We start from the raw sequence: 24,761 nt of genomic DNA, 5'->3' as shown, positions 1-24,761 counted from the left end.
ATCGTTGAAGTTCAACATCTTCCCGAAGGGATACGCGTTCGATCCAGAACGCCAGCCAAAGACCAAACCAGGGATCCGGCAATCCGTGCCCCCCTTGGAAGCAGGAGACAGCGAATGACCAAATTTGATGCCGATTGGGTGCGCGCCGAGAAAACCAAGCGCAAGTGGATGGCGGAAAACGGTCTTTATTCCGAAGAGGAAGAGCATTCCTCATGCGGTGTGGGCCTTGTGGTGTCTGTTGATGGTAAGCCATCGCGAAAGGTCGTGGATGCGGGGATCGACGCGCTCAAAGCGATTTGGCACCGCGGCGCAGTCGATGCGGATGGCAAGACAGGTGACGGCGCGGGAATCCATGTTCAGATACCGGTTCCCTTCTTCTACGACCAGATCCGCCGAACCGGCCATGAGCCCAAACTGGATGAATTGATCGCCGTTGGTCAGGTCTTCCTGCCCCGCACCGATTTCGGCGCGCAGGAGCAATGCAGGACCATCGTGGAAACTGAAGTTCTGCGGATGGGCTATTACATCTACGGCTGGCGTCACGTGCCGGTTGATGTCACCTGTCTGGGCGAAAAGGCCAACGCGACCCGTCCTGAAATCGAGCAAATCCTGATCTCGAACTCGAAGGGCGTTGACGAAGAGACGTTCGAGCGTGAGCTGTATGTCATCCGTCGTCGCATCGAAAAAGCGGCTGCAGCTGCTGGGATTTCTGGGCTTTATCTAGCGTCGCTCTCCTGCCGCTCGATCATCTACAAGGGCATGATGCTGGCCGAACAGGTTGCGGTTTTCTACCCCGACCTGATGGACGAACGCTTTGAGTCGGCCTTTGCGATCTATCACCAGCGCTATTCGACCAACACCTTCCCGCAATGGTGGTTGGCCCAGCCCTTTCGCATGCTGGCGCACAATGGCGAGATCAACACGCTGAAGGGCAACATCAACTGGATGAAGAGCCATGAGATCCGCATGGCGTCCTCGACCTTTGGTGACTATGCCGAAGATATCAAGCCGATCATTGCAGGTGGATCGTCGGATTCGGCCGCATTAGACTCGGTTTTTGAGGTTCTGGTGCGCGCAGGCCGCTCGGCGCCCATGGCGAAAACCATGCTGGTTCCGGAAAGCTGGTCCAAGCAGGCAGTTGAGCTGCCGCAGGCGTGGCGCGATATGTATTCCTACTGCAACTCGGTGATGGAACCATGGGATGGCCCCGCCGCTCTGGCCATGACTGATGGCCGCTGGGTCTGTGCCGGTCTCGACCGAAATGGTCTGCGCCCGATGCGCTATGTGGTGACGGGCGATGGTCTGGTCATCGCGGGCTCTGAGGCCGGAATGGTGCCGATTGACGAGGCCTCGGTGACTGAAAAAGGCGCTCTGGGTCCGGGTCAGATGCTGGCCGTGGATATGAAGCGCGGCAAGCTCTACCGCGACAAACAGATCAAGGACAAATTGGCCCGCGCCCTGCCGTTTGGTGAGTGGGTCAACAAGATCAACGATCTGGATGACGCGTTGGCCGGCGTGACCGAGACAGCCAAGTTTCGCGGAGAAGAGCTGCGCAAGCGTCAGATCGCGGCGGGATACTCGATCGAAGAGCTGGAGCAGATTCTCGCGCCGATGGCTGAGGACGGTAAGGAGTCACTGGCTTCGATGGGGGATGACACGCCCTCGGCTGTACTATCCAAGCAGTACCGCCCGCTGAGCCATTTCTTCCGTCAGAACTTTAGCCAGGTGACAAACCCGCCCATTGACAGCCTGCGGGAATACCGCGTGATGTCGCTGAAAACACGGTTCGGTAACCTGAAAAACGTGCTGGACGAAGACAGCAGCCAAACCGAAATCGTGGTGCTGGGCAGCCCCTTTGTTGGCAACGCACAGTGGGACAAACTGGTTGAGACCTTTGGCTCTCCTCTGGCAGAAATCGACTGTAGCTTTGAGCCTGGTCGTGGCGCGCTGAGCGCCGCTTTGGCCCGTGTTAGAGCCGAAGCAGAGGAGGCTGTGCGCTCGGGCGCGGGGCATCTGGTGCTGTCCGACATGAACTCGGGCGAGGGCCGTGTGGCCATGCCGATGATCCTGGCGACCAGCGCGGTGCACTCGCATCTGACACGGCAAGGGCTTCGGACCTTCTGCTCGCTGAACGTGCGCTCGGCTGAATGTGTTGATCCGCACTACTTTGCGGTTCTGATCGGCTGTGGTGCGACCGTGGTGAACGCCTATCTGGCCGAGGATTCGCTGGCCGATCGGATTGACCGTGGTCTGCTGGAAGGCACGCTGACGGAAAACGTCGCGCGCTATCGAGAGGCCATCGACCAAGGTCTGCTGAAGATCATGGCCAAGATGGGCATCTCGGTGATCTCATCCTATCGCGGCGGTCTGAACTTTGAGGCTGTTGGCCTTAGCCGTGCCATGGTAGCCGAATACTTCCCCGGCATGACTAGCCGGATTTCTGGTATCGGTGTCACCGGTATTCAGGCCAAGGTCGAGGAAATCCATGCCAAGGCATGGGACAACGGCTTAGACGTGTTGCCCATCGGCGGGTTCTACAAAGCCCGGCAGTCGGGCGAGACCCATGCGTGGGAAGCGACCTCAATGCACATGATGCAGATGGCGTGCAACAAGGCGTCCTACGAGCTGTGGAAGCAGTATTCAGCCAAGATGCAGTCGAACCCGCCGATCCATCTGCGTGATCTGATGGATTTCAAACCGCTGGGCAAGCCAGTGCCGATCGAAGAGGTCGAATCGATCACCTCGATCCGGAAACGTTTTGTTACGCCGGGCATGTCGCTGGGCGCATTGTCGCCCGAGGCGCATAAGACGTTGAACGTGGCGATGAACCGGATTGGCGCAAAGTCTGACTCGGGTGAAGGCGGTGAAGATCCCGCGCATTTCGTGCCCGAGCCGAATGGTGACAACCCGTCGGCCAAGATCAAACAGGTGGCCTCGGGCCGGTTCGGTGTGACCGCAGAGTATCTGAACCAGTGTGAAGAGTTGGAAATCAAAGTCGCCCAGGGTGCGAAACCGGGTGAGGGTGGTCAGCTGCCGGGCATGAAGGTCACCGACCTGATCGCGCGTCTGCGTCACTCGACCAAAGGCGTGACGCTGATTTCGCCGCCGCCGCACCACGACATCTACTCGATCGAGGATCTGGCGCAGCTGATCTATGACCTGAAACAGATCAACCCGCGTTGTAAAGTGACGGTGAAACTGGTGGCGTCTTCGGGCGTGGGTACAATTGCTGCCGGTGTGGCTAAGGCGAAAGCGGATATCATCCTGATTTCGGGCCACAATGGCGGCACGGGCGCATCGCCTGCGACCTCGATCAAATATGCCGGTCTTCCGTGGGAGATGGGCCTGACCGAGGCGCATCAGGTTCTGGCGATGAACAACCTGCGCGATCGGGTGACCCTGCGGACCGATGGTGGCCTGCGGACTGGTCGCGACATCGTCATGGCAGCGATGATGGGGGCTGAGGAATACGGTATCGGCACCGCAGCCCTAATCGCGATGGGCTGTATCATGGTGCGTCAGTGCCAGTCGAACACCTGCCCGGTCGGCGTCTGTACACAGGACGAGATCCTGCGCGCCAAGTTTACCGGCAACGCGGATAAAGTCGTCAATCTGATCACCTTCTATGCTCAGGAAGTGCGCGAGCTGCTGGCCAGCCTTGGCGCGCGCTCGATTGACGAGATCATCGGACGGGCCGATCTGCTGGATCAGGTCAGCCGTGGCTCGGCCCATCTGGACGATCTGGACCTGAACCCGCTACTGATCACTGTCGATGGCGCGCATGACATCGTCTATGACCGCCGCAAGGACCGCAACGCGGTGCCGGATACTCTGGACGCCGAGATCGTGCGCGACGCGGCGCGGTTCCTGAAAGACGGTGAAAAGATGCAGCTGTCTTACGCGATCCAGAATACGCACCGGACCGTGGGTACACGCGTCTCCAGCCATATCGTTCAGAACTTCGGCATGCGGAACACGTTCCAGGACGACCACCTGCATGTAAAGCTGCAAGGCTCGGCCGGTCAGTCGCTGGGGGCCTTTGCGGCTCCGGGGCTCAAGCTGGAAGTGTCGGGCGATGCCAACGACTATGTCGGCAAAGGTCTGTCAGGGGGGATGATTGTTGTCCGCCCACCGCAGGTCAGCCCGCTGAAGGCAGATGACAACACGATCATCGGCAACACCGTTCTCTACGGCGCAACTGACGGGCAGCTGTTTGCCGCTGGTCGCGCAGGTGAGCGGTTTGCGGTGCGGAACTCGGGCGCCAAAGTGGTGATCGAGGGTTGTGGCTCGAACGGGTGTGAATACATGACCGGCGGTGTCGCGGTGATTCTGGGTGATATCGGGGCCAACTTTGGCGCAGGTATGACCGGCGGCATGGCTTATCTGTATGATCCTGAGGGCAAGGCGCAGGCGTTGATGAACATGGAAACGCTGGTGACCTGCCCGGTGACTGTCGATCATTGGGAAGATCAGTTGAAATCCCTGATCGAGCGTCACGCGGCGGAAACCTTCAGCCGGAAGGCCTCGGACATTCTGCAACATTGGGATGTGGAAAAGGCGAACTTCCTGCAGGTCTGCCCGAAAGAGATGCTGAACAAGCTCAGCCATCCTCTGACAAACGAAGTGGCTGCTGTTCCGGCCGAATAAGTCGGGTGCAGAGATAAATAAGAAGGACCCGCGTTTCTGAGGTGGAGCATGGGTCTTTTTGTATTTCGCGGCGGACACAGTCGCGTGGCCCAATCCGCCGAACAGGAATTCCGCCGTTCCCAAGACCGGCGCGGCGGCGTATAGCAAAACCATGGCAAAGAAAGCAGCCCGCAAGAAAAGCGGCAGAAAAAGTAAGGCAGGTAAGGGGCAAAAGACACGGTCGCTCTGGTCCCGTATCCGGCGATGGATGGTCTATTCCGCGCTGGGCGTTGCAGCGTTTCTGGTGGCTTTGGTGCTGCTGTATTCGGTTGTGAACCCTCCGATCACGCATACGATCTGGTCCGAATGGCGCCGCCTAGGAAAGGTTGAGCGCGAGTGGGTGCCGATGGATGAGATCGCTCCAATCATGGCGCGTTCGGTCGTGGCGGCTGAGGATGCGAATTTCTGTTTACACTGGGGTTTTGACGTCGAAGCCATTCGTGACGCTTTGGAGGGGGGCGGGACACGAGGGGCCTCGACCATCACGCAACAAGTGGTGAAGAATGTCTTTCTGTGGCAGGGGCGCAGCTGGGTGCGCAAGGCGATGGAAACCACGATCACGCCAGTGGTCGAGATTTTCTGGAGCAAGCAGCGCATTCTTGAGGTCTATCTGAACGTCGCGGAAACCGGGACGGGCTTGTTTGGCGTTGAGGCTGCGGCGCAGCGGAACTTTGGTGTCAGCGCGGCGCAACTGACCCCGACGCAGGCGGCGCGGCTTGCGGCGATCCTGCCCTCGCCCCGGAAGCGCTCGGTGACGGACCCGTCGGTTTTCACCCGCAGGCGGGCGGCGGCCATCCTGCAAGGGGCGGCTACCATCCGCGCAGATGGTCGCGCGGATTGTTTCGAGGATTGAATCCCACGCCCTGCCAAGGCTAAAGCTGAGGGGTACTCATTGCTTTGATTGGAAGTCCATGGCGCGTTTGTTTCACGTTCCCCTCTCTCCCTACTGTCGCAAGGTTCGGCTGTCTCTGGCCGAGAAGAAGATCGAAGTTGAGCTGGTCGAAGAGCGGTATTGGGAACAAGATCCGGATTTCCTGCGTCGAAACCCGGCTGGCAAAGTGCCGGTTTTGCGGTTGGACGGGCAGATCATGTCCGAGAGTGCGGCGATTTGTGAGTATATCGAGGACACGCGCCCAGAACCGCCCTTGATGCCCAAGACCGCCGAAGCGCGGTATGAGGTGCGGCGCTTGGTGGGCTGGTTCGATGACAAGTTTCATCACGAGGTGACCTCGAAACTTCTGTATGAGCGGGTCAACAAGAAGATGACCGGGCAGGGCTATCCGGACAGCAAGAACGTCAAGGAAGGCGCGCGGGCGATCAAGTATCACTTGGACTACATGGCGTGGTTGCTGGATCATCGTCGCTGGTTGGCCGGGGATCAGATGACGCTGGCGGACTTCGCGGCGGCGGCGCATTTGTCGGCGCTAGACTACATCTCGGATGTGGATTGGAATCGCAGCGCGGCGGTGAAGGATTGGTACGCCAAGATCAAATCACGGCCGGCGTTCCGGTCGATTCTGGCGGATCAGGTGCCGGGATTTCGGCCTCCGCCCCATTACGCTGATCTGGATTTCTGATAGGGTGGCAAAGGGGGGCTGTCTGCCCCCCATCACGCCAGAGGCGCGATTCCCCCCGAGGATATTTTTAGCCAGATGAAGAGCGGATCGGGTTTAAAGGACAAACTGGTGGCGCAGGCTTTGGCCGAGGGGTTTGTCTCGTGCCGGGTGTGTCGCCCATGGGACGTGCCAAAGGTGCCTGCGCAGTTGGAGGCCTTTTTGGAGGCCGGGTATCACGGGCAGATGGGTTGGATGGCGGAACGCACGCATTGGCGTGGGGATCCGGCGGCCCTTTGGCCCGAGGCGCGATCGGTGATCATGCTGGCCGAAAGCTACACGCCCGAGCATGATCCAACCGAGGTTTTGGCCTATCCTGAGCGCGGGGCGATTTCAGTCTATGCGCAGAACAAGGACTACCACGATCTGGTCAAGAAGCGGCTGAAACGGTTGGCCCGTTGGTTGATTTCTGAGTCGGGTGGTGAGGTGAAGGTGTTCGTCGACACGGCTCCGGTTCCCGAGAAGGCCTTAGGCCATGCAGCCGGGTTAGGGTGGCAGGGTAAGCATACCAATCTGGTCAGCCGAGAATGGGGCAATTGGTGCTTTATAGGCTCTGTTTTTACAACTTTGGACCTCCCGGCGGATATGGCGGAAGTTGACCATTGTGGGTCGTGCCGTGCCTGTTTGGACAGTTGTCCGACAGATGCCTTTCCCGCCCCGTATCAACTGGATGCGCGCCGGTGTATCTCCTACCTGACGATTGAGCACAAAGGCCCGGTTGAGGAAGAACTGCGTGGCAAGATGGGCAATCGGATTTACGGCTGCGATGATTGTTTGGCTGCGTGCCCTTGGAACAAGTTTGCAGTGGCGGCCAGCGACATTCGATATGCGGCGCGGGAGGATCTGAAGGCTCCGGCCCTGGCTCATCTGGCGGTGTTGGATGATGCCGCGTTTCGGGCAAAATTCTCGGGCTCTCCGATCAAGCGGATCGGGCGAGACCGGTTCGTACGCAATGTTCTCTATGCCATTGGCAACTCGGGTCGGGCCGAATTGCGGGCTGTGGCGCAGGGCTTGGCGGATGATCCCGATCCGACTGTGGCCGATGCCGCGCGCTGGGCGGTGGAACAGCTAGGTTAAATGCCGCAAATAGGCTGGACGTGTCGGTCCAAACCGCTACACCCATCTGCAGCGAACAGATGGAGGACCCGATGGCGCTGGCTTTGGGGGTAGATACGGGCGGGACCTATACCGATGCGGTGTTGATCCGGGATGAGCGTGAGGTGATCGCCTCGGCCAAGTCCCTGACCACTCGGGCGGACCTGGCGATTGGGGTAGGTAAGGCGATCTCGGCCGTTTTGGACGAGGCGCAGGTGACGCCGGATCAGATCTCGATGGCGTCTCTGTCCACGACGCTGGCCACCAATGCTCTGGTCGAGGGGCAGGGCGGTCGCGTGGCCTTGATCTATATCGGGTTCAAGGAAAGCGATCTTGAGAAGCATGGTCTGAGGGATGCTTTGAAAGGCGATCCGGCGCTTGTCGTGGCAGGTGGACACAGCCATGCGGGTGGTGAGGTCGCAAAGCTGGATGTTGAAGCCTTGGAGGCGTTTTTAGACACTCATAAAGGGGTTTCTGGCTTTGCCGTCGCGGCGCAGTTCGCAACTCGCAACCCGGCACATGAGCTGGAAGCGGCGCGGATCATAACCGAAAAGACCGGGGCGCCGGTGACCTGCTCGCACCAATTGTCCGCCAAGTTGAACGGGCCAAAGCGCGCCGTCACAGCCGTTTTGAATGCGCGGTTGATCGGGATGATTGATCGGCTGATCGGGCGGGCGCAGGATCAGTTGCTGGCTTTGGACATTACCGCTCCGATGATGGTCGTGCGCGGGGATGGCGCGTTGATGAGCGCGGAACAGGCGCGGGAGCGGCCGATCGAAACGATTCTGAGTGGTCCTGCCGCCTCGATCGTCGGGGCGCGGTGGCTGACGGGGGCCGAGAACGCTCTGGTTTCGGATATCGGCGGTACGACGACCGATGTGGCGCTGATCCGCGATGGGAAGCCCGCGATTGATCCGGCGGGCGCGCAGGTCGGTGGGTTCCGCACAATGGTTGAGGCCGTCGCGATGCGGACCAACGGGTTGGGCGGCGACAGCCAGGTTCATGTCATGACCGAAGGCTTGAAGGGCGGCGTTTTCCTTGGGCCGCGACGGGTGCTGCCGGTTTCACTGGTCGCGTCCGAGGCGCCCGAAGTGGTACACGCGATGCTGGACGAGCAGCTGCGCTCAACCACGGTGGGCGAGCATGACACACGGTTTGCTCGCCGCGTTCCGGGGTTGCATGCCGATGGGATCGGCGTGCGGGAAGAGGCGTTGCTGGACCGGCTGGGTGATCAGGTCCTGCCTCTCAGTGGACTATTGCGGACGCGGATGGAGAATGGCGCGCTGACCCGGCTGGTGGATCGCGGAATCGTTCAGGTTTCGGGGATCACGGCATCTGACGCCAGCCATGTTCTGGGTCGGGTCGAGGCATGGGACGCAGATGCCGCACGCAAGGCGCTGGAACTGGTGGCGCGCAAACGGGTTGGGTCGGGTGACATGCTGGCGGCGACACCAGAACAATTGGCGCAGATGATCATCGACCAACTGACCGAGCAGACCAGTTTAACGTTGTTAGAGACTGCTTTTGCCGAAGAAGTAGACGATTTCGGTCTACCCCCGAAGGAGCTTGCCCGGCATGTTCTGACCCAACGCGGATTGGCGCAGCACCGAGGATTGCTGGCGCTGGATGCGGCGTTGAATGTGGATGTGGTGGGTCTGGGTGCCTCGGCCCCCAGCTACTATCCGGCGGTTGGGGAGCGGCTCCGTTGCAAAATGGTTCTGCCGGAACATGCTGGAGTGGCCAATGCTATCGGGGCGGTGGTTGGACGGCTGACATTGCGGCGATCAGGGACGATCACGTCGCCTGCCGAAGGGCAGTATCGCGTTCATCTGGAGGACGGCCCGAGGGACTTCAACGCCTCGGATGAGGCTTTGGCGCTGCTGGAAGAGATCCTGCGAGATGAGGCGGAAGGTGCCGTGCGCGAGGCGGGTGCCGAAGATATCCGGGTGGTTGTCGACCGCGATATTCGAACCGCCCGCGTGGAAGAGCGTGAGGTGTTTGTCGAGGCAATGTTGACCGTAGAGGCCAGCGGACGACCTCGGGTCGCCACGGGTTAACCCCCTTCGGAGACCGAAGGGGGCCAAGCGTTATTCAGCCGCGTCGCGTTTGGGTAGGACCCAATCGGGGCGCGGGAAGTGGCAGGTATAGCCGTTGGGGATGCGCTCCAGATAATCCTGATGCTCAGGCTCGGCGTCCCAGAAATCGCCCACGGGTTCCAGTTCGGTCACGACCTTACCGGGCCACAACCCGCTGGCGTTCACATCCGCGATTGTGTCCAGAGCCACCTGTTTTTGCGCGTCATCTACATAATAGATCGCTGAACGGTAGCTCATGCCACGGTCATTGCCCTGACGATTCGGCGTCGTTGGGTCGTGGATCTGAAAGAAGAACTCCAGCAGATCGCGATAGGTGATCTGAGAGGGGTCAAAGAAAATCTCGATCCCTTCGGCATGAGTGCCGTGGTTGCGATAAGTGGCGTTTGGCACGTCGCCGCCGGTATATCCGACACGCGTGCGGGACACGCCGGGCAGTTTGCGGATCAGGTCCTGCATGCCCCAAAAGCAGCCACCGGCCAGAACAGCGCGTTCGATACTCATTGGATGTCCTCCACATGGATCAGGTATTCGCCGTAACCTTCGTCCTCCATCTCGTCACGATGAATGAATCGAAGTGCGGCAGAGTTGATGCAATAGCGCAGCCCACCATGCTCGCGCGGGCCGTCCGGGAAGACGTGGCCAAGATGGCTGTCGCCGTGTTTTGAGCGGACCTCGGTGCGGATCATACCATGGGTGGTGTCACGAAACTCTTCCACATGTTCATGGATGATTGGCTTTGTGAAACTGGGCCAGCCGCAGCCGGATTCGTATTTGTGCGTCGAGGCAAATAGCGGCTCGCCCGATACGATATCTACGTAGATGCCGGGCTCTTTATTGCCCAGATATGCGCCGGTTCCGGGGCGTTCGGTGCCGCTGCGCTGGGTGACGTGAAACGCCTCGGGGGACAGAGCGGCAACGACCGCGGGGTCCTTGGTGTAGCGGGACATGGCTCCTCCGATCAATTGGAATTGTTGAGTAGTATTTGGGCATAAAATTTCGGAAATCAAAATCATATTTCAAACGCCTCGCGCGCATGTGCGGTTGATCCGGAAGGGGGTTTTTACCGTATCCTTAATACCAAGGAGGTTTTGCCATGTTTCGTGTGTTGCTGCTGAGCGTTCTTTTGTTGATCGGCCGTGCTGTGCAAGCGGCGCCTTTGACAGCCGAGTTTGCTTCGATCGACGGGGGTGTTTTGTCCCTTGAGGCATGGCGTGGTCAGCCGGTTCTGGTGGTCAATACCGCATCGCAATGCGGCTTCACCGGTCAATACGCGGATTTGCAGAAGATGCACGAGACCTATGGCGAACGCGGTTTGGTGGTGCTTGCGGTCCCATCGGATTCCTTCAATCAGGAATTGGAAACGGCGAGCGAAGTCAAAGCCTTCTGCGAGATGAACTACGGCCTGACCCTACCGATGGCCGATATCACTTCGGTCAAGGGGCCAAAGGCGCATGCGTTCTACAAGGCCGTTGCGGACCAAACCGGCTTTGTGCCGCAATGGAACTTCAACAAAATCCTTTTGGATTCAGAAGGTGAGGTTGTGGCTACTTTTGGTTCAAGCGTAAAGCCGACATCGCCGAAGCTGACCCGTCAGGTCGAGGCGCTGCTACCCTGACCAGGCTGACGCGACAGTTGCACCGCTAGAATGCCGAGCGTGGTGATCACAACACCCAGCGCATCCAGCGGCCCCAGCTTCTCACCCAGCAGAACGGCGGCAATGGCGACGCCGAACACGGGGTTGAGGAAGTGGAACGTCGCCGCGCGAGTCGCCCCGATCCGGTTGAGCAACATGAACCAGATCAACGTCGCCAGAAGGCCGGGGAACAGCGTTGTGTAGCTGAACGCCAGAACCAACGGCACTGTCAGATGTATGCGGATCGTTTCAAAAATCGGGGCGGCGACAAACAGAATCGCGGCACCCACGAACATCTGCAAGCCAACTACCATCATGAAATTGCCGCCCGAAGTGGCCCCGCGCACGGACAAGGTCGCGAAGGTCAGGGCGAGGGCTGCGATTCCACAAAGGGCCACTCCGAACAGATCGACACCTGCGCCGATGCGGTTGCCCATGATGAGGGCAACGCCAACAAATCCAGCCAGTAGCCCGACAATTCCCAAGGGGCGCAAACGCTCACCCAGGAATGCCCAGCCCGCCAGTGCAACAAGCAGCGGCATGGTGGATGCGATGATCGCCGCGACCGAGGCCTCGACGGTTTGCATCGCATAGAAATTCAGACCCAAATAAAGGGCATTTTGGCAAACTCCGAACAGTATGGTCGCGCGCCACTGCTCACGTGTGAGGTGCCAGGATTGGCCCATGGCCCGCGCGATCGCGACGCCGATGATGCCGGAAATCAAAAAGCGCAACGCCAGCGAAAACAGAGGCGATGCATCAGCAACGATGATCCGAGCCGACGTAAAAGCCGACGACCAGATCAGGGCAAAGGTCAGCCCCATTGCGATGGCGCGCAGATCCATTTCCATCTCCTTGGGTGGGCGGTGTGCTTTTCTTAAACGGGTCGTCCGGCAAGAAAAAGGGGCCACCTTCCGGCAGCCCCACATTCTGTCAACATGACGTCGCGGCTTAGCCGTTCACGCTGTCTTTCAGAGCTTTTGCGATGGTCATCTTCACAACCTTGTCGGCTTCTTTGGTGAAGGTCTCACCAGTGGCCGGGTTGCGAACCTGACGCTCGGGGCGTTCGCGGCAGTAGATTTTGCCGACTCCGGGAAGGGTTACTGCGCCACCGGCCGAAACTTCGCGGGTGATCAGGCCGGTCACAGCCTCCAGCGCCGCATTCGCGGATTTCTTGTCGGTTCCCATTTCCTCAGCGAGAGCAGCCACCAGCTGAGTCTTTGTCATAGGCTTTGCCATTTCTTGGTCTCCTTAACGTGCCCAATCTATAGGGCCTCACCGCGTAACTGTAACGGGATATTGTGGACGAACACAACGAATAGTAGCGCGGAAAACCCTAAAAATATGGGGAAAACGTTGCTTTTTTACGTCAGAGGAAGGCTGTTTCGTCAAATGAACGCAATTTCCGGCTGTGCAAGCGTTCTAACGGCATGCCGCGCAGATGCTCCATCGCCTTTATTCCGATCGCCAGATGGCGGCTGACCTGAGTGGTATAGAAGGACGACGCCATGCCGGGAAGCTTCAATTCACCATGCAGCGGTTTGTCTGACACGCAGAGCAAAGTCCCGTAGGGGACCCTGAATCTGTAGCCATTTGCAGCGATCGTCGCGCTTTCCATATCCAGCGCAATCGCACGGGATTGGCTGAGCCGCTGCACCGGGCCGGATTGATCGCGCAGCTCCCAATTGCGGTTATCGACCGAGGCGACAGTGCCCGTTCGCATGATCCGCTTCAGCTCATACCCTTCAAGTTCGGTGACCTCGGCCACGGCGCGTTCCAGCGCCACTTGAATCTCGGCCAGCGGTGGGATCGGGACCCAGACGGGCAGGTCATCGTCCAAAACCTTGTCTTCGCGCAGATAGGCGTGCGCCAGTACAAAGTCGCCCAAGGCTTGTGTATTGCGCAGGCCGGCGCAGTGCCCGACCATCAACCAGGCATGCGGACGTAGTACCGCGATATGGTCGGTGGCGGTTTTGGCGTTCGACGGTCCGACGCCGATATTGACCAGAGTGATGCCGGATCCGTCCGCACGCTTCAGGTGATAGGTCGGCATCTGCGGCAGCTTCATCGGCTGTTCAAGCGGCGCATTCGCGTCGGTTATCTCGACATTCCCGGTCGAAACAAAGCTGGCGTAGCCGCTATCGGGATCGGCCAGTTGTTCACGCGCGTAGTTTTCGAACTCGGACACGTAGAACTGGTAGTTGGTGAAGAGAACGTGGTTCTGGAAATGCCCCGCATCCGTTGCGGTATAATGCGCCAGCCGCGCCAGAGAGTAGTCGACGCGCTGGGCGGTGAACAAAGCGAGCGGCCCGACCTCGGTATGATCATGCACGCCATTGACGATGTCGTCATTGGTTGTTGTCAGATCGGGTACGTCGAACACATCGCGCAGGGTGAAACCCGCGGCACCTTGATGAGGCACCACCAGATCCGGGTTGTTGGCGACCGCAAAATGAACCGGAATCGGCGTGTCTGATGCACCTATGGTCACCGGTTGGTCGTGATTCTTGATCAGCAACGCGATCTGCTGCGTCAGGTACGAGCGGAACAGGTCAGGCCGCGTTACGGTGGTTGCATGGATGCCAGGTTCCGAGACATGCCCGAAACTCAGGCGGCTATCGACCTGCGCGTAGCTTGAGGTCTTGATGCGAATTTCCGGGTAATAGGCTCTAATACGGGCCGAAGGGGCCCCATCCTGCATGGCCGCCGAGAAGCCCTCGCATAAGAAATCCGTGGCTTGATTGTAGAGAAGTTCAAGCCGCGCGACGGCGGCCTCGGGGTCAGTGAAGTCTTCCGCAGCAGGTGTGTCAGGTGTTTTTATTATTGTCATGCCAGAAGTTCCAGAAGGTCTATCTTTTCAAACGTGCGGACATCCACCAGCCCAAGATCCGAGATCCGCAATTCGGGGATCACAACGAGGGCCAGCAGAGAGTGTTGCATATAGGCGTTGTTCAGGTGACAGCCGCAGGCCTCCATCGCCTCGACCATCTTTTCGGCTTTTGCCGCGACCTCGGCTGCGGGACTGTCGGACATCAGGCCGGCGATGGGCAGTTCCACCAGTGCCAGTTCCTGACCGTCTCGAAACAGAGTTATACCACCGCCGACCTCGGCCAGACGATTGGCAGCCAGCGCCATCTGTGTGCGGTCGGTGCCGACGACGATCATGTGGTGGCTGTCATGGGCCACGGTTGAGGCCATCGCCATGTTGCCCTGATAGCCAAAGCCTGAGACGAACGCGTTCGTGACCCCTCCGGTGGCGCGATGTCGTTCCACCAGCGCGATCTGACAGACCTCGCCCTCCCCTTCGACCAACCCGCCGATGATCGGCAATTCGGCCTTGAGCGCCTTGGTCGGGGCCTGGTTTTCGACAACACCGATGACATTCGCCTGAACCCGGTTCGCGCCAGCGGGGGCCTGTATTTCAAAGTCACTTTCCGTCAGCTCATGCCCCAGATGCACCGTATTGCGCGCGCCTTCCGGCCAGTTCAGATGCGGGCATTCGACAGTGATGGTACCGTTCTCAGCGACCACCTGCCCGCGTGCAATGACCGTCTCGATTGGTAAATCGGTCAAATCCGAGCTGAGGATGATATCCGCGCGTCGTCCCGGCGTGACCGAGCCGATCTCGCGCTCCAGCCCGAAATGCGTGGCGGTGTTGATCGTGGCCATTTGCAAAGCGACCAGTGGCTCACACCCACAGGCGATGGCATGGCGCACCACCCGATTCATATGGCCCTCATTGACCAAGGTGCCCGAGTGGCAATCGTCGGTACACAGAATGAAGCTACGTGGGTCCAGACCTTTCTCAGTGACAGCCGTAATCTGGGTCTCCACATCGTACCAGGCAGACCCCAGCCGCATCATCGAGCGCATCCCCTGCCGTACCCGTGCAATGGCGTCAGCCTCACAGGTGCCTTCATGGTCATCCGCCGGGCCACCAGCAACATAAGCGGAAAAATCAGACCCTAAATCAGGGGAAGCATAGTGTCCGCCGACCGTTTTTCCGGCGCGTTGAGTGGCTGCAATCTCGGCCAGCATCTTAGGATCGCCGTTGATCACACCGGGGAAATTCATCATCTCACCCAGTCCGATGATACCCGGCCAGCTCATCGCCTGCGCCACATCCTCGGGCGAGATTTCATAGCCGGTGGTCTCCAATCCCGGGGCCGATGGCGCACAGGAGGGCATCTGAGTGAAGATATTCACCGGCTGCATCATCGCTTCGTCATGCATCATACGCACGCCGTCTAGGCCCAGCACATTTGCGATCTCGTGCGGGTCAGTGAACATTGAGGTCGTGCCATGTGGGATCACGGCACGCGCGAATTCAGCCGGTGTCAGCATGCCCGATTCGATGTGCATATGCGCGTCGCACAGGCCGGGCAGAATGTAGCGCCCGTTGGCGTCAATGATCTGCGTGTCGGGACCGATACAGTGGCTGGCATCAGGCCCGACAAAGGCAATCCGCCCCTGAGCGATGGCGACGGAGTGATCGGGCAGCAGCTCTCGGCTGTGAACATTGACCCAGATACCACCGCTGATCACCATATCCGCGAGTTCGCGACCTGCAGCAACAGCGATTAGACGGGGGGCGACATTGGGCCAGCTTGGGAAGGGTGTGTATTCCATGGCTCAACTTTCCCGAATGTGTTGTCAGGTGCAACCCCGGTAATCCCGTATCATGAAATCATTACAAATCCCGCCCGCAGCGCGTCAGCGCTGCCCGGCCCAACCAGAGAAGCTGCCCCGAAAGAGGCCGCGACGATGGACGGGAGAAACCCACTCACCCGATCTCGCGCCGTATCCAATTGGCAAAGGCCACCGCGCCAGGCGTTTCCTCGGCCTGGGGGGAAAGCAGCAGGTAATACGCCTCGGGCATCTCTGCGCGATGCTTAAAAGGGGCCATCAGCAAACCCTGCTCGATTAACCGGTCTGCGATCGTGTCATGCGCAAGGCACAAGCCACCTCCAGCCATCGCCGCCGACAAGCAAACCAGATAGGTCGTGGCGTAAGTGATGTTCGGCTTTCCCCATATTAGAGCCTGATCATCTGCCCAACTGGCCCAATTCGAAAGTAGGTTTAAGCAATCATACAGAGGCTTTTCCTGCAACGTCTCCAGGTCCACACTGAAACCGGGCGCGCAGACAGGATAATAATGTTCACGCCGCAGCAGCTCGGTTCGGACCGTATCGGCGGGCCTCAGGGAAAAGCGAATCTCGACCGCAGCGCCTTCGGCCATTTCCTGCGGCTCCCAGAGCTCTGTGAAGATGTTTAGTTGGACATCCGGGTGCTCAGCCCGAAAGGCCGGCAGGCGTGGGGCCAGCCAGTTCACGGCAAAGGTAATGTTGCACTGAACCTGAACCGCGTTTTGCTGAGCGCCCGTTACGGCCTGTGTGCCACGCACCAGCGTGCGAAATGCCTCTCGCACGACGGGCAGGTAGGTGATTCCGGCCTGGGTCAGTTCCAGCGCCTTGGGGCGTCGCAGGAACAAGGGCTGGCCCAGATGCCCCTCGAGCGACTTGATTTGCTGGCTCACCGCGCTTTGCGTCATGTTCAGATCGCGGGCGGCGCCGGTGAATGATAGGTGTCGTGCTGCCGCCTCGAATGTGCGCAGCCAGCCCAGAGGAGGCAGGGAATTCTGCATCTGCATAACCTCACCATAAGTTCTACTAATGAAATAGATGCGTTTTTTTCGTTGGTCAAACTCAAGGACCCAAGGCAGGCTTTGTTCAAACCAATTGCCCTAAGGAGCGTTCCCATGAGTGTCGCCAATCTTCGCCCCAATATCGACCATTGGTCCGAGCGTGTGGACATGGCCGCGACGTTCCGCTGGACCGAGCGTCTGAACTTGCACGAGGCCGTTGCCAACCATTTCAGCCTTGCGGTGAACGAGGACGGCACGCAGTTCCTGATGAACCCCAATCAGATGTATTTCGGGCGTATCCGGGCCTCGGACCTGTTGCTACTAGATGCCAATGATCCGGATGTCATGAGCCAACCCGGCGCACCGGACCCGACCGCTTGGGGGCTTCACGGGTCGATCCATCGCCACTGCCCGCATGCACGGTGCGTTATGCATGTGCATTCGATTTTTGCCACCGTGCTGGCATCGCTGGCGGACAGCAACATGCCCCCCATCGACCAGAACACGGCCACTTTCTTCAACCGCTATGTGATTGATGAGGAATTCGGCGGTCTGGCGTTTGAGAGCGAGGGGGAACGCTGCGCCTCAATGCTGTCGAACCCGAAAAAGAAGGTCATGATCATGGGCAACCATGGTGTTCTGATCATCGGCAGCGACCCGGCAGATGCCTTTAATAGACTCTACTATTTCGAGCGCGCCGCCGAAACCTACATCCGTGCGCTGCAAACGGGTCAACCGTTGCGCGTGCTATCCGATGAGATCGCCGAGAAGACTGCGCAAGAGCTGGACGACTACCCCGATCAAGCCCAGGCGCATCTGCGTGAGATCAAAGCCCTGCTCGATGCCGAAGGCTCGGACTACGCAACCTAACCCAAAAGACAGAAGTGATTGCCATGACCGACACCGCTCAGGATCCGGAAGCCGCCCGTTGGAATTATCACCCCGAAGGACCGGTGGGATTAAACCCGCTGTTCACTTGGCCGCCCCGCCCAGCGGCGGTTGTGAAATGGTATGGCGGGGCGTGGTTGCAGATCACCTCGCTGACCCTGTGCATGACACTGGCCGTGATCGCTTATGTCCTGTTCTTCCCCGGATTGGACGCGATGAAGAGCTTCTCGGCGGGGTGGATGTTCCGGATTTGGCTGCTGAACATGGTGCCGCAAATTCTGGTCGCGGGCGGCTTGCACTGGTGGCTTTACATGCGCAAAGGGCAGGGCATGTACAAGAAGTTCGATCGCCGTGATCTGACACGGGACAACGGCAACTTCACTTTCCGCAATCAGGTCCTCGACAATATTTGGTGGACCTTGGGCAGCGCGATGACAGTGGCGACCGTTTATCAGTGGGTAATCTTTTGGGCGATGGCCAATGGTTATGTGCCGACCGTGACATGGTCCAGCGCGCCGGTTTGGTTTGTCCTGTGGATGTTGCTGATCCCCATGTGGTCCGGCCTGCACTTCTATTGGGTGCATCGGTTGGAGCATCACCCGAAGCTCTACAAACACGTCCACGCGGTGCACCACCGCAATGTCAATATCGGGCCCTGGTCGGGAATCTCAAACCATTGGTATGAGAACATCCTCTACTTCACGACCTATTTCATTCACCTGGTCATCCCATCGCACCCGCTGCACCTTCTGTTCCATACCTACTTTCAGCAGATCAGCCCGGTTCTATCCCATTCCGGTTTCGAAAAGCTGAGGGCGAAAGAAACGGATGCCGCCCGCGCTGGCGATTTCTTCCATCAGTTGCACCACCGCTATTTTGAGTGTAACTACGGCACCTCGGAAATCCCGTTCGACAAGTGGTTCGGCACTTATCACGACGGTTCGGCCGAGGCGACGACGCGCACGCGGGCGTTCAAGAAACAGATGTACACCTAGCGTTTCGGGGCGAAGACCTGATCAGGTCCTCTCGAACAAGGCGACATAGGCCGTGTCGTCCTTGTTCGGACCAGCGGCGAGGTCTCCGTAGATGCGGACCTCGGGCAGGGACAGGTTGATGATCTGACCCTGCTCAAGCTGCCTGAAGGCGTCGGCAAAGCCTAGTTCCTCATAATGTTTGGCGTTAATTGAGATGGCAAATTGCGCACCCGGGCGCGCGACGCGCAGCAAGGCGGGCAGGACCTCTGGGCCCAGATGGCCATGGGTGAAGGTGCCAGAGGACACGATACCCGAATAGCTATGGCGCGGCACAGGGATGCCTTGGGTCAGGTCGGCCTCGATCGCGTCGCGATAGGTGTCCTTGCGCATGGCCTGATCCAGCATTTCGGCGCTGATATCCGTGGCGTCGATCGGCCCAACCCCCAAACTGGCCAGAACCGCGCCACACAGACCGGTGCCTGCGCCGACATCCAGCACCGGGCCTTGCCCCCCGGCCCGCACAAAGGCGCGGGCGGTGTGGATATGCAGCTGATAGTCCTCGCGCGCGGCAAAACCGTCATCATAATCGCCCGCCCACTCGGCATAGAGGCGCTTGTTGTCGTCGGGAGAGTTCAGTGCATAGGCCGCGTGCAGGTCTGGGGTTTTCTCGCTCATGCCTAAAAGAAAGGCGCATCGCGAGATTCGAATCAAGTGTGTCGACGTGGCGCTTGCATCCCCGGTCTGCTCGGATCATCTAGAGGGCATGACGAACACATTGTTTTCCTTTGGCCACGGCTATTCTGCCCAGGCCCTGTCGCGCCGCCTGACGCCCGAGGGCTGGCGGGTTGTCGGCACCACGCGGGATGCCGAGGGTACTGACGCCATTCGCGCCTCGGGCGCTGAGCCGTTGATTTGGCCCGGGGACGTGCCGGATCTGGATGGGGTCTCGCATCTGCTGATCTCAACCGCACCGAAGGAGGATGGCGATCCGGTTCTGGCGGCGCTGGGCACAGAGATCGCCGCGTGCGCGGAGCAGTTCAAATGGGTTGGATATCTGTCGACCACGGCGATCTATGGCGATCATCAGGGCAATTGGGTGGATGAAACCACGCCACCTGCGCCGACAGCCAGACGCGGGCGCTGGCGTCTGCTTGCCGAGGAGCAATGGTCGGCCATTCCCGGCCTGCCGATCCATATCTTCCGGCTGGCGGGCATCTACGGCCCCGGTCGCGGGCCGTTCTCCAAGCTCAAGGGCGGTGGGACCCGGCGGATTATCAAACCGGGTCAGGTGTTCTCGCGCATCCATGTGGAGGATATCGCACAGGTTCTCGCGGCCTCGATGGCGGCCCCCAATCCCGGCGCGTTCTATAACGTCTGCGACGATGAACCGGTGCCGCCGCAGGATGTGATCGGCTACGCAGCCGAGTTGCAGGGCCTGCCGCTACCGCCCGCCGTTCCGTTTGAAGATGCCGAAATGACGCCGATGGCACGCAGTTTCTACAGCGAGAACAAGCGGGTTCGAAACAACCGGATCAAGGATGAGCTTGGGGTTAAACTGCTCTACCCCAATTACCGAGTAGGGCTTGAGGCCCTGATGAAGGTCACTGAGCAGCCTTGATCATGTCGGCCGCTTTCTCGGCAATCATGATCGTGGGCGCATTGGTGTTGCCCGAGATCAGAGTTGGCATGACTGAGGCATCGACGACCCGCAACCCTTCGATCCCGTGAACCTTAAGTTCCGGGTCGACCACGGCCATCTCATCCAGCCCCATCTTGCAGGTGCCAACCGGGTGATAGATCGTATCGGCGCGGGCACGGATATGGCGTTCCCAATCCGCGTTGGTTTCGGCGGTCTCAGTCCCGAACATCTCTTTGTGCCGGTAGGGGGCAAGGGCGGGGGCCTGCATGATGTCGCGCATCATCCGCGCACCTTTGATCATGGTTTGCAGATCGCGGTCATCGGACAGGAAGTTTGGGTCAATGGCGGGTGCGGCAAAGGGATCGGCGCTGTGAAGGCCAACGGTGCCGCGGCTTTCGGGCCTTAGCTTACAGATATGGCAACTATAGCCATGACCATAGTGCAGCTTGCGGGCGTGATCATCGACCAGCGCAATGGCGAAATGGAGCTGAATGTCGGGACGATCCAGTTCAGGAGAGGTCTTCAGGAACGCGGCCCCTTCGGCAAAGGGGGTCGAGGCCATCGACGACCCGGTTTTGCGCCAGCGCAACAGGTGCCCAATCAGGCGCATGCCTGCCGTCAGGCCGATGCCAAAATTGTCGGTGTCCTTGGTTTTGTAGGCCAGAATGAAATCGAGATGATCTTGCAGGTTCTTGCCAACGCCGGGCAAGTCATGACGGACTGCGATTCCGTGCCGGCGCAACTCTTCCCCGTCGCCGATACCGGACAGCTGCAAAATTTGCGGTGATTGAAGCGCGCCCGCACAGATCAATACCTCTCGTCTGGCCGTGACCGAGATATCTGCACCTTTTGCTCTCTTTTTGTAGATCACTCCGGTCGCGCGTTTGCCGTCGAAGGTCAGCTCTTTGGCATGGGCATGGGTGATGACGGTCAGGTTCGGACGATCCATGACCGGATGCACATAGGCCGCCGCGGCTGAACATCTTTCCCCGTTGCGGGCCGGGTCGTGGAATTGCGTCACCTGATAGAGGCCGACGCCCTCGTTATCACCGCGATTGAAATCCTCGACGCGCCGGTGCTGCATCTGACTAGCGGCATCAATGAAGGCGTGGGTGATCGGGCGCGGCTCTTTCTGATCCGACACCTGCAGGGGGCCGCTATCGCCATGTAGGTCATCTGCGCACTGCTCGTTGTTTTCCGAGCGTTTGAAGTAAGGCAGAACGCTGTCCCAATCCCAACCCGCGCAGCCCAGATCAGCCCAACCGTCATAGTCCTGCCGCTGCCCGCGTATATAGAGCATGGCATTGATCGCGCTGGAGCCTCCCAAGGCTTTGCCACGCGGCTGATATCCTTTCCGTCCGTTCAGGCCCGGTTGCGGCACCGTCTCGAACGCCCAATTGCTGATCTTGGGGCGTCCGGGAAGCGTCGACACTACGGCGGCGGGCATACGGATGGCGATATGTTTTCCGGGACCACCGGCCTCAAGCAGGCAGACGCTGATGTTCGGGTCCTCGCTCAGGCGACCGGCCAGAACCGATCCGGCCGAGCCTCCGCCGACGATCACATAGTCAAACTCCATCCTGCTGTCCTTATGTCCTGCTCGGGGTCCTTGGCCGCTTGTTCGAGCCAGACTGAAAGCGAACAGGGAAGAAGACAATCTGCCTGTGGGGGTTGTGACCCAAGGTTACGAGTCGGAGGATCTGTGAGCCATAGGATTTGATTATGGTTATTATGAGAAAACAAAACTTATCTCTATGTCTTTGGTTTGCTAGATTTCCCTCGACACAAGGGCGCAGAGTCGCCCTGATGAATGGGGGCTGCGCCAATTTCGGCGGGCGACCCTTGAAATCCATCAGGGCTACATCTTTCTGTAATCTTGTTCGTTACAGTTAATACCGCGCTGAGCCGCAAGACCTGAGCCAGGATTGGAGATCGATATGGACGGAAGTGATAACCCCAAAGCAGGCGGTTGCCCTGTGATGCATGGCGCTGGCACGCGGTCGAACCGCGACTGGTGGCCCAACCAGCTGAAGCTTTCGATCCTGCATCAACATACACCGGCATCGAATCCGATGGGCTCAGATTTCGACTATGCGGAAGAGTTCAAGAAGCTGGACTACAAAGCGCTGAAAGAAGACCTCTATGCGCTGATGACGGATTCGCAGGACTGGTGGCCGGCGGATTACGGTCACTATGGTGGTTTCTTCATTCGTATGGCCTGGCACAGTGCTGGTACCTACCGGACTGCGGATGGCCGTGGCGGCGCCTCGACCGGCAACCAGCGCTTCGCTCCGCTGAACAGCTGGCCGGATAACGGAAACCTCGACAAGGCCCGCCGCTTGCTCTGGCCGATCAAGCAGAAATACGGCAACCAGATTTCCTGGGCCGACCTGATGATTCTGGCGGGCAACTGCGCCATCGAGTCGATGGGCGGCAAGACCTTTGGTTTCGCAGGTGGCCGCGAAGACATCTGGGCCCCAGAGGAGGACATCTATTGGGGGTCGGAAACCGAATGGCTGGCCCCGACGGACAACCCGCATAGCCGTTACTCGGGCGAGCGTGATCTGGAAAACCCACTGGCCGCCGTGCAGATGGGTCTGATCTACGTGAACCCAGAAGGTCCGGACGGACAGCCCGACGCGCTGGCCTCGGGCCGTGATATCCGTGACACCTTCGGTCGTATGGCGATGAATGACGAGGAAACAGTCGCCCTGGTCGCAGGTGGCCACACCTTTGGTAAGGCGCATGGTGCGGGTGATCCCGATCTGGTTGGTCCCGATCCAGAGGCCGCTCCGATTGAAGAAATGGGGTTTGGCTGGATTAACAAGTTTGGCTCGGGCAAGGGTGACGACACCACCACCTCGGGGATCGAGGGCGCGTGGACGGCCAACCCAACAAAGTGGGACAATGGCTACTTCGACCTGCTGTTCGGTTATGACTGGAACCTGACCAAAAGCCCCTCGGGCGCGTGGATCTGGGAGCCAGTGAATGTCAAAGAAGAAGACATGGCCCCGCAGGCGCATGATCCGTCGAAGAAGGTCAAAACCATGATGACCACCGCCGACATGGCGATGCGCATGGACCCGATCTATGGCCCGATCTCGAAACGCTTCCACGAGAACCCGGAAGAATTCGCTGATGCGTTCGCCCGCGCATGGTTCAAGCTGACTCACCGCGACATGGGTCCGCGTTCGGCCTATATCGGCGAAGAAGCCCCCGCTGAGGAACTGATTTGGCAGGACAACGTCCCTGCGGTCGATCACGATCTGGTGGATAATGCGGATGTGGCCGACCTGAAAGCCAAGATCGCTGCGACTGGGCTGTCGGTGTCTGAGCTGGTCTCGACCGCATGGGCCTCGGCTTCGACTTACCGTGGGTCGGACAAGCGGGGCGGTGCCAATGGTGCCCGTATCCGTCTTGCGCCACAGAAAGACTGGGACGTCAACGAACCTATGAAGCTGTCCAAGGCGCTGGGCGCCTTGGAAGGCGTTCAGGCCGCGTTTAACGACGCTCAATCTGGTGGTAAGAAAGTGTCCTTGGCCGATGTGATCGTTCTGGCCGGTGCTGTTGGTATCGAACAGGCGGCCAAAGCAGGCGGTCAGGATGTTGAGGTTCCGTTCACTCCGGGCCGGACCGACGCGTCGCAAGAGCAGACCGATGTGGACAGCTTTGCCGTGATGGAGCCAATCGCAGATGGGTTCCGCAATTACCAGAAGGCCGACTATACCGTCTCACCCGAAGAGCTGTTAGTCGACCGGGCGCAGCTGCTGACACTGTCTGCTCCTGAGATGACGACCCTTGTAGGCGGTCTGCGTGTCTTGGGTGCGAATTTTGGTGACAGCAAGCACGGTGTGTTCACTGATCGCGTCGGTGTGCTAAGCAACGACTTCTTCACCAACATCCTGGACATGAGCACGGAATGGAAACCCTCGGGCAAAGGCGTCTATGAGGGACGTGACCGCACCAGCGGTGAGGTCAAGTGGACCGGCACCCGAGTCGATCTTGTCTTCGGTTCGAACTCGCAACTGCGGGCATTGGCCGAGGTCTATGGTCAGGCAGATGCCGAGGGCAAATTCGTCTGCGACTTTGTTTCGGCCTGGAACAAGGTGATGAACGCGGATCGCTTTGATCTGAAGTAGTGGCCTACACCACTCACGAAAAAGCGCCGTCCGAGGAGACTCGGGCGGCGTTTTTCTCAGTCCGTCCTGAACGCATACCAAGCATTGGGTACGATTCAGGCGCTTGGCTGTTCGTTGTCAGCTTTCCGTGGGGGTATAGGCGGAAAAACCGCCAGTAAAATGAAGCTAACCTGTTGCTTTTATTAAGGTAGGAAACTTTCTGCCGAGAAATTTGAAGTTTTTGCAAAATGGGGGTTGCAGGTCCCAGACCTAATCCGTAAATACCCCTTCACCGGCGCTGCTGAGGCGCTGGGGCGCTGCTGAGGCGGCGGGGACGCTCAGGATAGACTGGGGGCATCTGAGGTTGAGTTTTAG

19 protein-coding genes are annotated in these 24,761 nt (G+C 59.2%); 10 read left to right on the top strand and 9 right to left on the bottom strand.

Features of this window, described 5'->3' with window-relative positions:
* The first annotated feature begins 114 nt into the window (after positions 1-114).
* From gltB to ACXAH8_RS22840, 5 genes are all read left to right on the top strand, one after another.
* Positions 115-4,647, top strand: coding sequence for a glutamate synthase large subunit (gltB, locus tag ACXAH8_RS22860; RefSeq protein WP_475220810.1), 4,533 nt, complete (start codon positions 115-117; stop codon positions 4,645-4,647).
* 151 nt (positions 4,648-4,798) lie between these two features.
* On the top strand, positions 4,799-5,539 hold the full coding sequence (gene mtgA, locus ACXAH8_RS22855) for a monofunctional biosynthetic peptidoglycan transglycosylase (protein ID WP_475220808.1): 741 nt from the start codon (positions 4,799-4,801) through the stop codon (positions 5,537-5,539).
* Between the two features lie 58 nt (positions 5,540-5,597).
* Positions 5,598-6,263, top strand: coding sequence for an FtsZ-binding protein FzlA (gene fzlA, locus ACXAH8_RS22850; RefSeq protein ID WP_170380156.1), 666 nt, complete (start codon positions 5,598-5,600; stop codon positions 6,261-6,263).
* A gap of 75 nt (positions 6,264-6,338) precedes the next feature.
* Positions 6,339-7,376: a tRNA epoxyqueuosine(34) reductase QueG gene (gene queG, locus ACXAH8_RS22845; RefSeq protein WP_475220806.1), complete on the top strand. Its 1,038-nt coding sequence runs from the start codon at positions 6,339-6,341 to the stop codon at positions 7,374-7,376.
* A gap of 71 nt (positions 7,377-7,447) precedes the next feature.
* Positions 7,448-9,451 carry a hydantoinase/oxoprolinase N-terminal domain-containing protein gene (locus ACXAH8_RS22840; protein WP_475220816.1) on the top strand — a complete coding sequence of 668 codons (2,004 nt, stop codon included), beginning with the start codon at positions 7,448-7,450 and terminating at the stop codon, positions 9,449-9,451.
* A 30-nt stretch (positions 9,452-9,481) separates the two neighbouring features.
* On the opposite strand, the gene msrA is transcribed toward ACXAH8_RS22840, so the two are convergent.
* Positions 9,482-9,991 (bottom strand): peptide-methionine (S)-S-oxide reductase MsrA, encoded by a 510-nt coding sequence (msrA, locus tag ACXAH8_RS22835; protein ID WP_475220805.1) that lies wholly within the window; start codon positions 9,989-9,991, stop codon positions 9,482-9,484.
* Positions 9,988-10,437, bottom strand: a complete 450-nt coding sequence (gene msrB / locus ACXAH8_RS22830) for a peptide-methionine (R)-S-oxide reductase MsrB (protein ID WP_170380153.1) — start codon at positions 10,435-10,437, stop codon at positions 9,988-9,990. Before msrB ends, msrA begins: the two co-directional genes overlap by 4 nt.
* 146 nt (positions 10,438-10,583) lie before the next feature.
* Between msrB and ACXAH8_RS22825 the strand changes: the two genes are divergently transcribed.
* A complete protein-coding gene (locus ACXAH8_RS22825; RefSeq protein WP_475220803.1) occupies positions 10,584-11,105 on the top strand; it encodes a glutathione peroxidase in 522 nt (173 codons plus the stop codon).
* On the opposite strand, the gene ACXAH8_RS22820 is transcribed toward ACXAH8_RS22825, so the two are convergent.
* The 5 genes from ACXAH8_RS22820 to ACXAH8_RS22800 form a co-directional block, all read right to left on the bottom strand.
* Positions 11,081-11,968, bottom strand: coding sequence for a DMT family transporter (locus ACXAH8_RS22820; RefSeq protein ID WP_170643383.1), 888 nt, complete (start codon positions 11,966-11,968; stop codon positions 11,081-11,083). The two genes, ACXAH8_RS22825 and ACXAH8_RS22820, sit on opposite strands and share 25 nt — an antisense overlap.
* A gap of 106 nt (positions 11,969-12,074) precedes the next feature.
* Positions 12,075-12,362 (bottom strand): HU family DNA-binding protein, encoded by a 288-nt coding sequence (locus tag ACXAH8_RS22815; RefSeq protein WP_050605937.1) that lies wholly within the window; start codon positions 12,360-12,362, stop codon positions 12,075-12,077.
* A gap of 130 nt (positions 12,363-12,492) precedes the next feature.
* Positions 12,493-13,953 (bottom strand): AMP nucleosidase, encoded by a 1,461-nt coding sequence (locus ACXAH8_RS22810; RefSeq protein WP_475220802.1) that lies wholly within the window; start codon positions 13,951-13,953, stop codon positions 12,493-12,495.
* A complete protein-coding gene (ade, locus tag ACXAH8_RS22805; RefSeq protein WP_475220801.1) occupies positions 13,950-15,752 on the bottom strand; it encodes an adenine deaminase in 1,803 nt (600 codons plus the stop codon). Before ade ends, ACXAH8_RS22810 begins: the two co-directional genes overlap by 4 nt.
* A gap of 154 nt (positions 15,753-15,906) precedes the next feature.
* Positions 15,907-16,767 carry a LysR family transcriptional regulator gene (locus ACXAH8_RS22800; RefSeq protein WP_475220799.1) on the bottom strand — a complete coding sequence of 287 codons (861 nt, stop codon included), beginning with the start codon at positions 16,765-16,767 and terminating at the stop codon, positions 15,907-15,909.
* Positions 16,768-16,881: 114 nt separating this feature from the next.
* On the opposite strand from ACXAH8_RS22800, the gene ACXAH8_RS22795 reads away from it, so the two are divergent.
* Positions 16,882-17,637 (top strand): class II aldolase and adducin N-terminal domain-containing protein, encoded by a 756-nt coding sequence (locus tag ACXAH8_RS22795; RefSeq protein ID WP_475220798.1) that lies wholly within the window; start codon positions 16,882-16,884, stop codon positions 17,635-17,637.
* 23 nt (positions 17,638-17,660) lie between these two features.
* Complete coding sequence (locus ACXAH8_RS22790) at positions 17,661-18,650, top strand: sterol desaturase family protein (RefSeq protein ID WP_475220796.1); 990 nt, start codon at positions 17,661-17,663, stop codon at positions 18,648-18,650.
* A 21-nt stretch (positions 18,651-18,671) separates the two neighbouring features.
* Here ACXAH8_RS22790 and ACXAH8_RS22785 read toward each other — a convergent pair whose 3' ends face one another.
* Positions 18,672-19,304, bottom strand: coding sequence for a class I SAM-dependent DNA methyltransferase (locus ACXAH8_RS22785; protein WP_475220794.1), 633 nt, complete (start codon positions 19,302-19,304; stop codon positions 18,672-18,674).
* Positions 19,305-19,392: 88 nt separating this feature from the next.
* Here ACXAH8_RS22785 and ACXAH8_RS22780 point away from each other — a divergent pair, with 88 nt between their 5' ends.
* Positions 19,393-20,247: an SDR family oxidoreductase gene (locus ACXAH8_RS22780; RefSeq protein WP_475220793.1), complete on the top strand. Its 855-nt coding sequence runs from the start codon at positions 19,393-19,395 to the stop codon at positions 20,245-20,247.
* Here ACXAH8_RS22780 and ACXAH8_RS22775 read toward each other — a convergent pair.
* Positions 20,231-21,847: a GMC family oxidoreductase gene (locus ACXAH8_RS22775; RefSeq protein WP_475220792.1), complete on the bottom strand. Its 1,617-nt coding sequence runs from the start codon at positions 21,845-21,847 to the stop codon at positions 20,231-20,233. The genes ACXAH8_RS22780 and ACXAH8_RS22775 overlap by 17 nt on opposite strands.
* A gap of 358 nt (positions 21,848-22,205) precedes the next feature.
* On the opposite strand from ACXAH8_RS22775, the gene katG reads away from it, so the two are divergent.
* Positions 22,206-24,407 carry a catalase/peroxidase HPI gene (gene katG, locus ACXAH8_RS22770; protein ID WP_475220791.1) on the top strand — a complete coding sequence of 734 codons (2,202 nt, stop codon included), beginning with the start codon at positions 22,206-22,208 and terminating at the stop codon, positions 24,405-24,407.
* The last annotated feature ends 354 nt before the right edge of the window (positions 24,408-24,761 follow it).

The sequence above is a fragment of the Ruegeria sp. ABV3_008 genome, from assembly GCF_056161185.1.
Note: the sequence above shows the minus strand (reverse complement) of the source record. Positions and strands in the feature narration are given on the sequence as shown.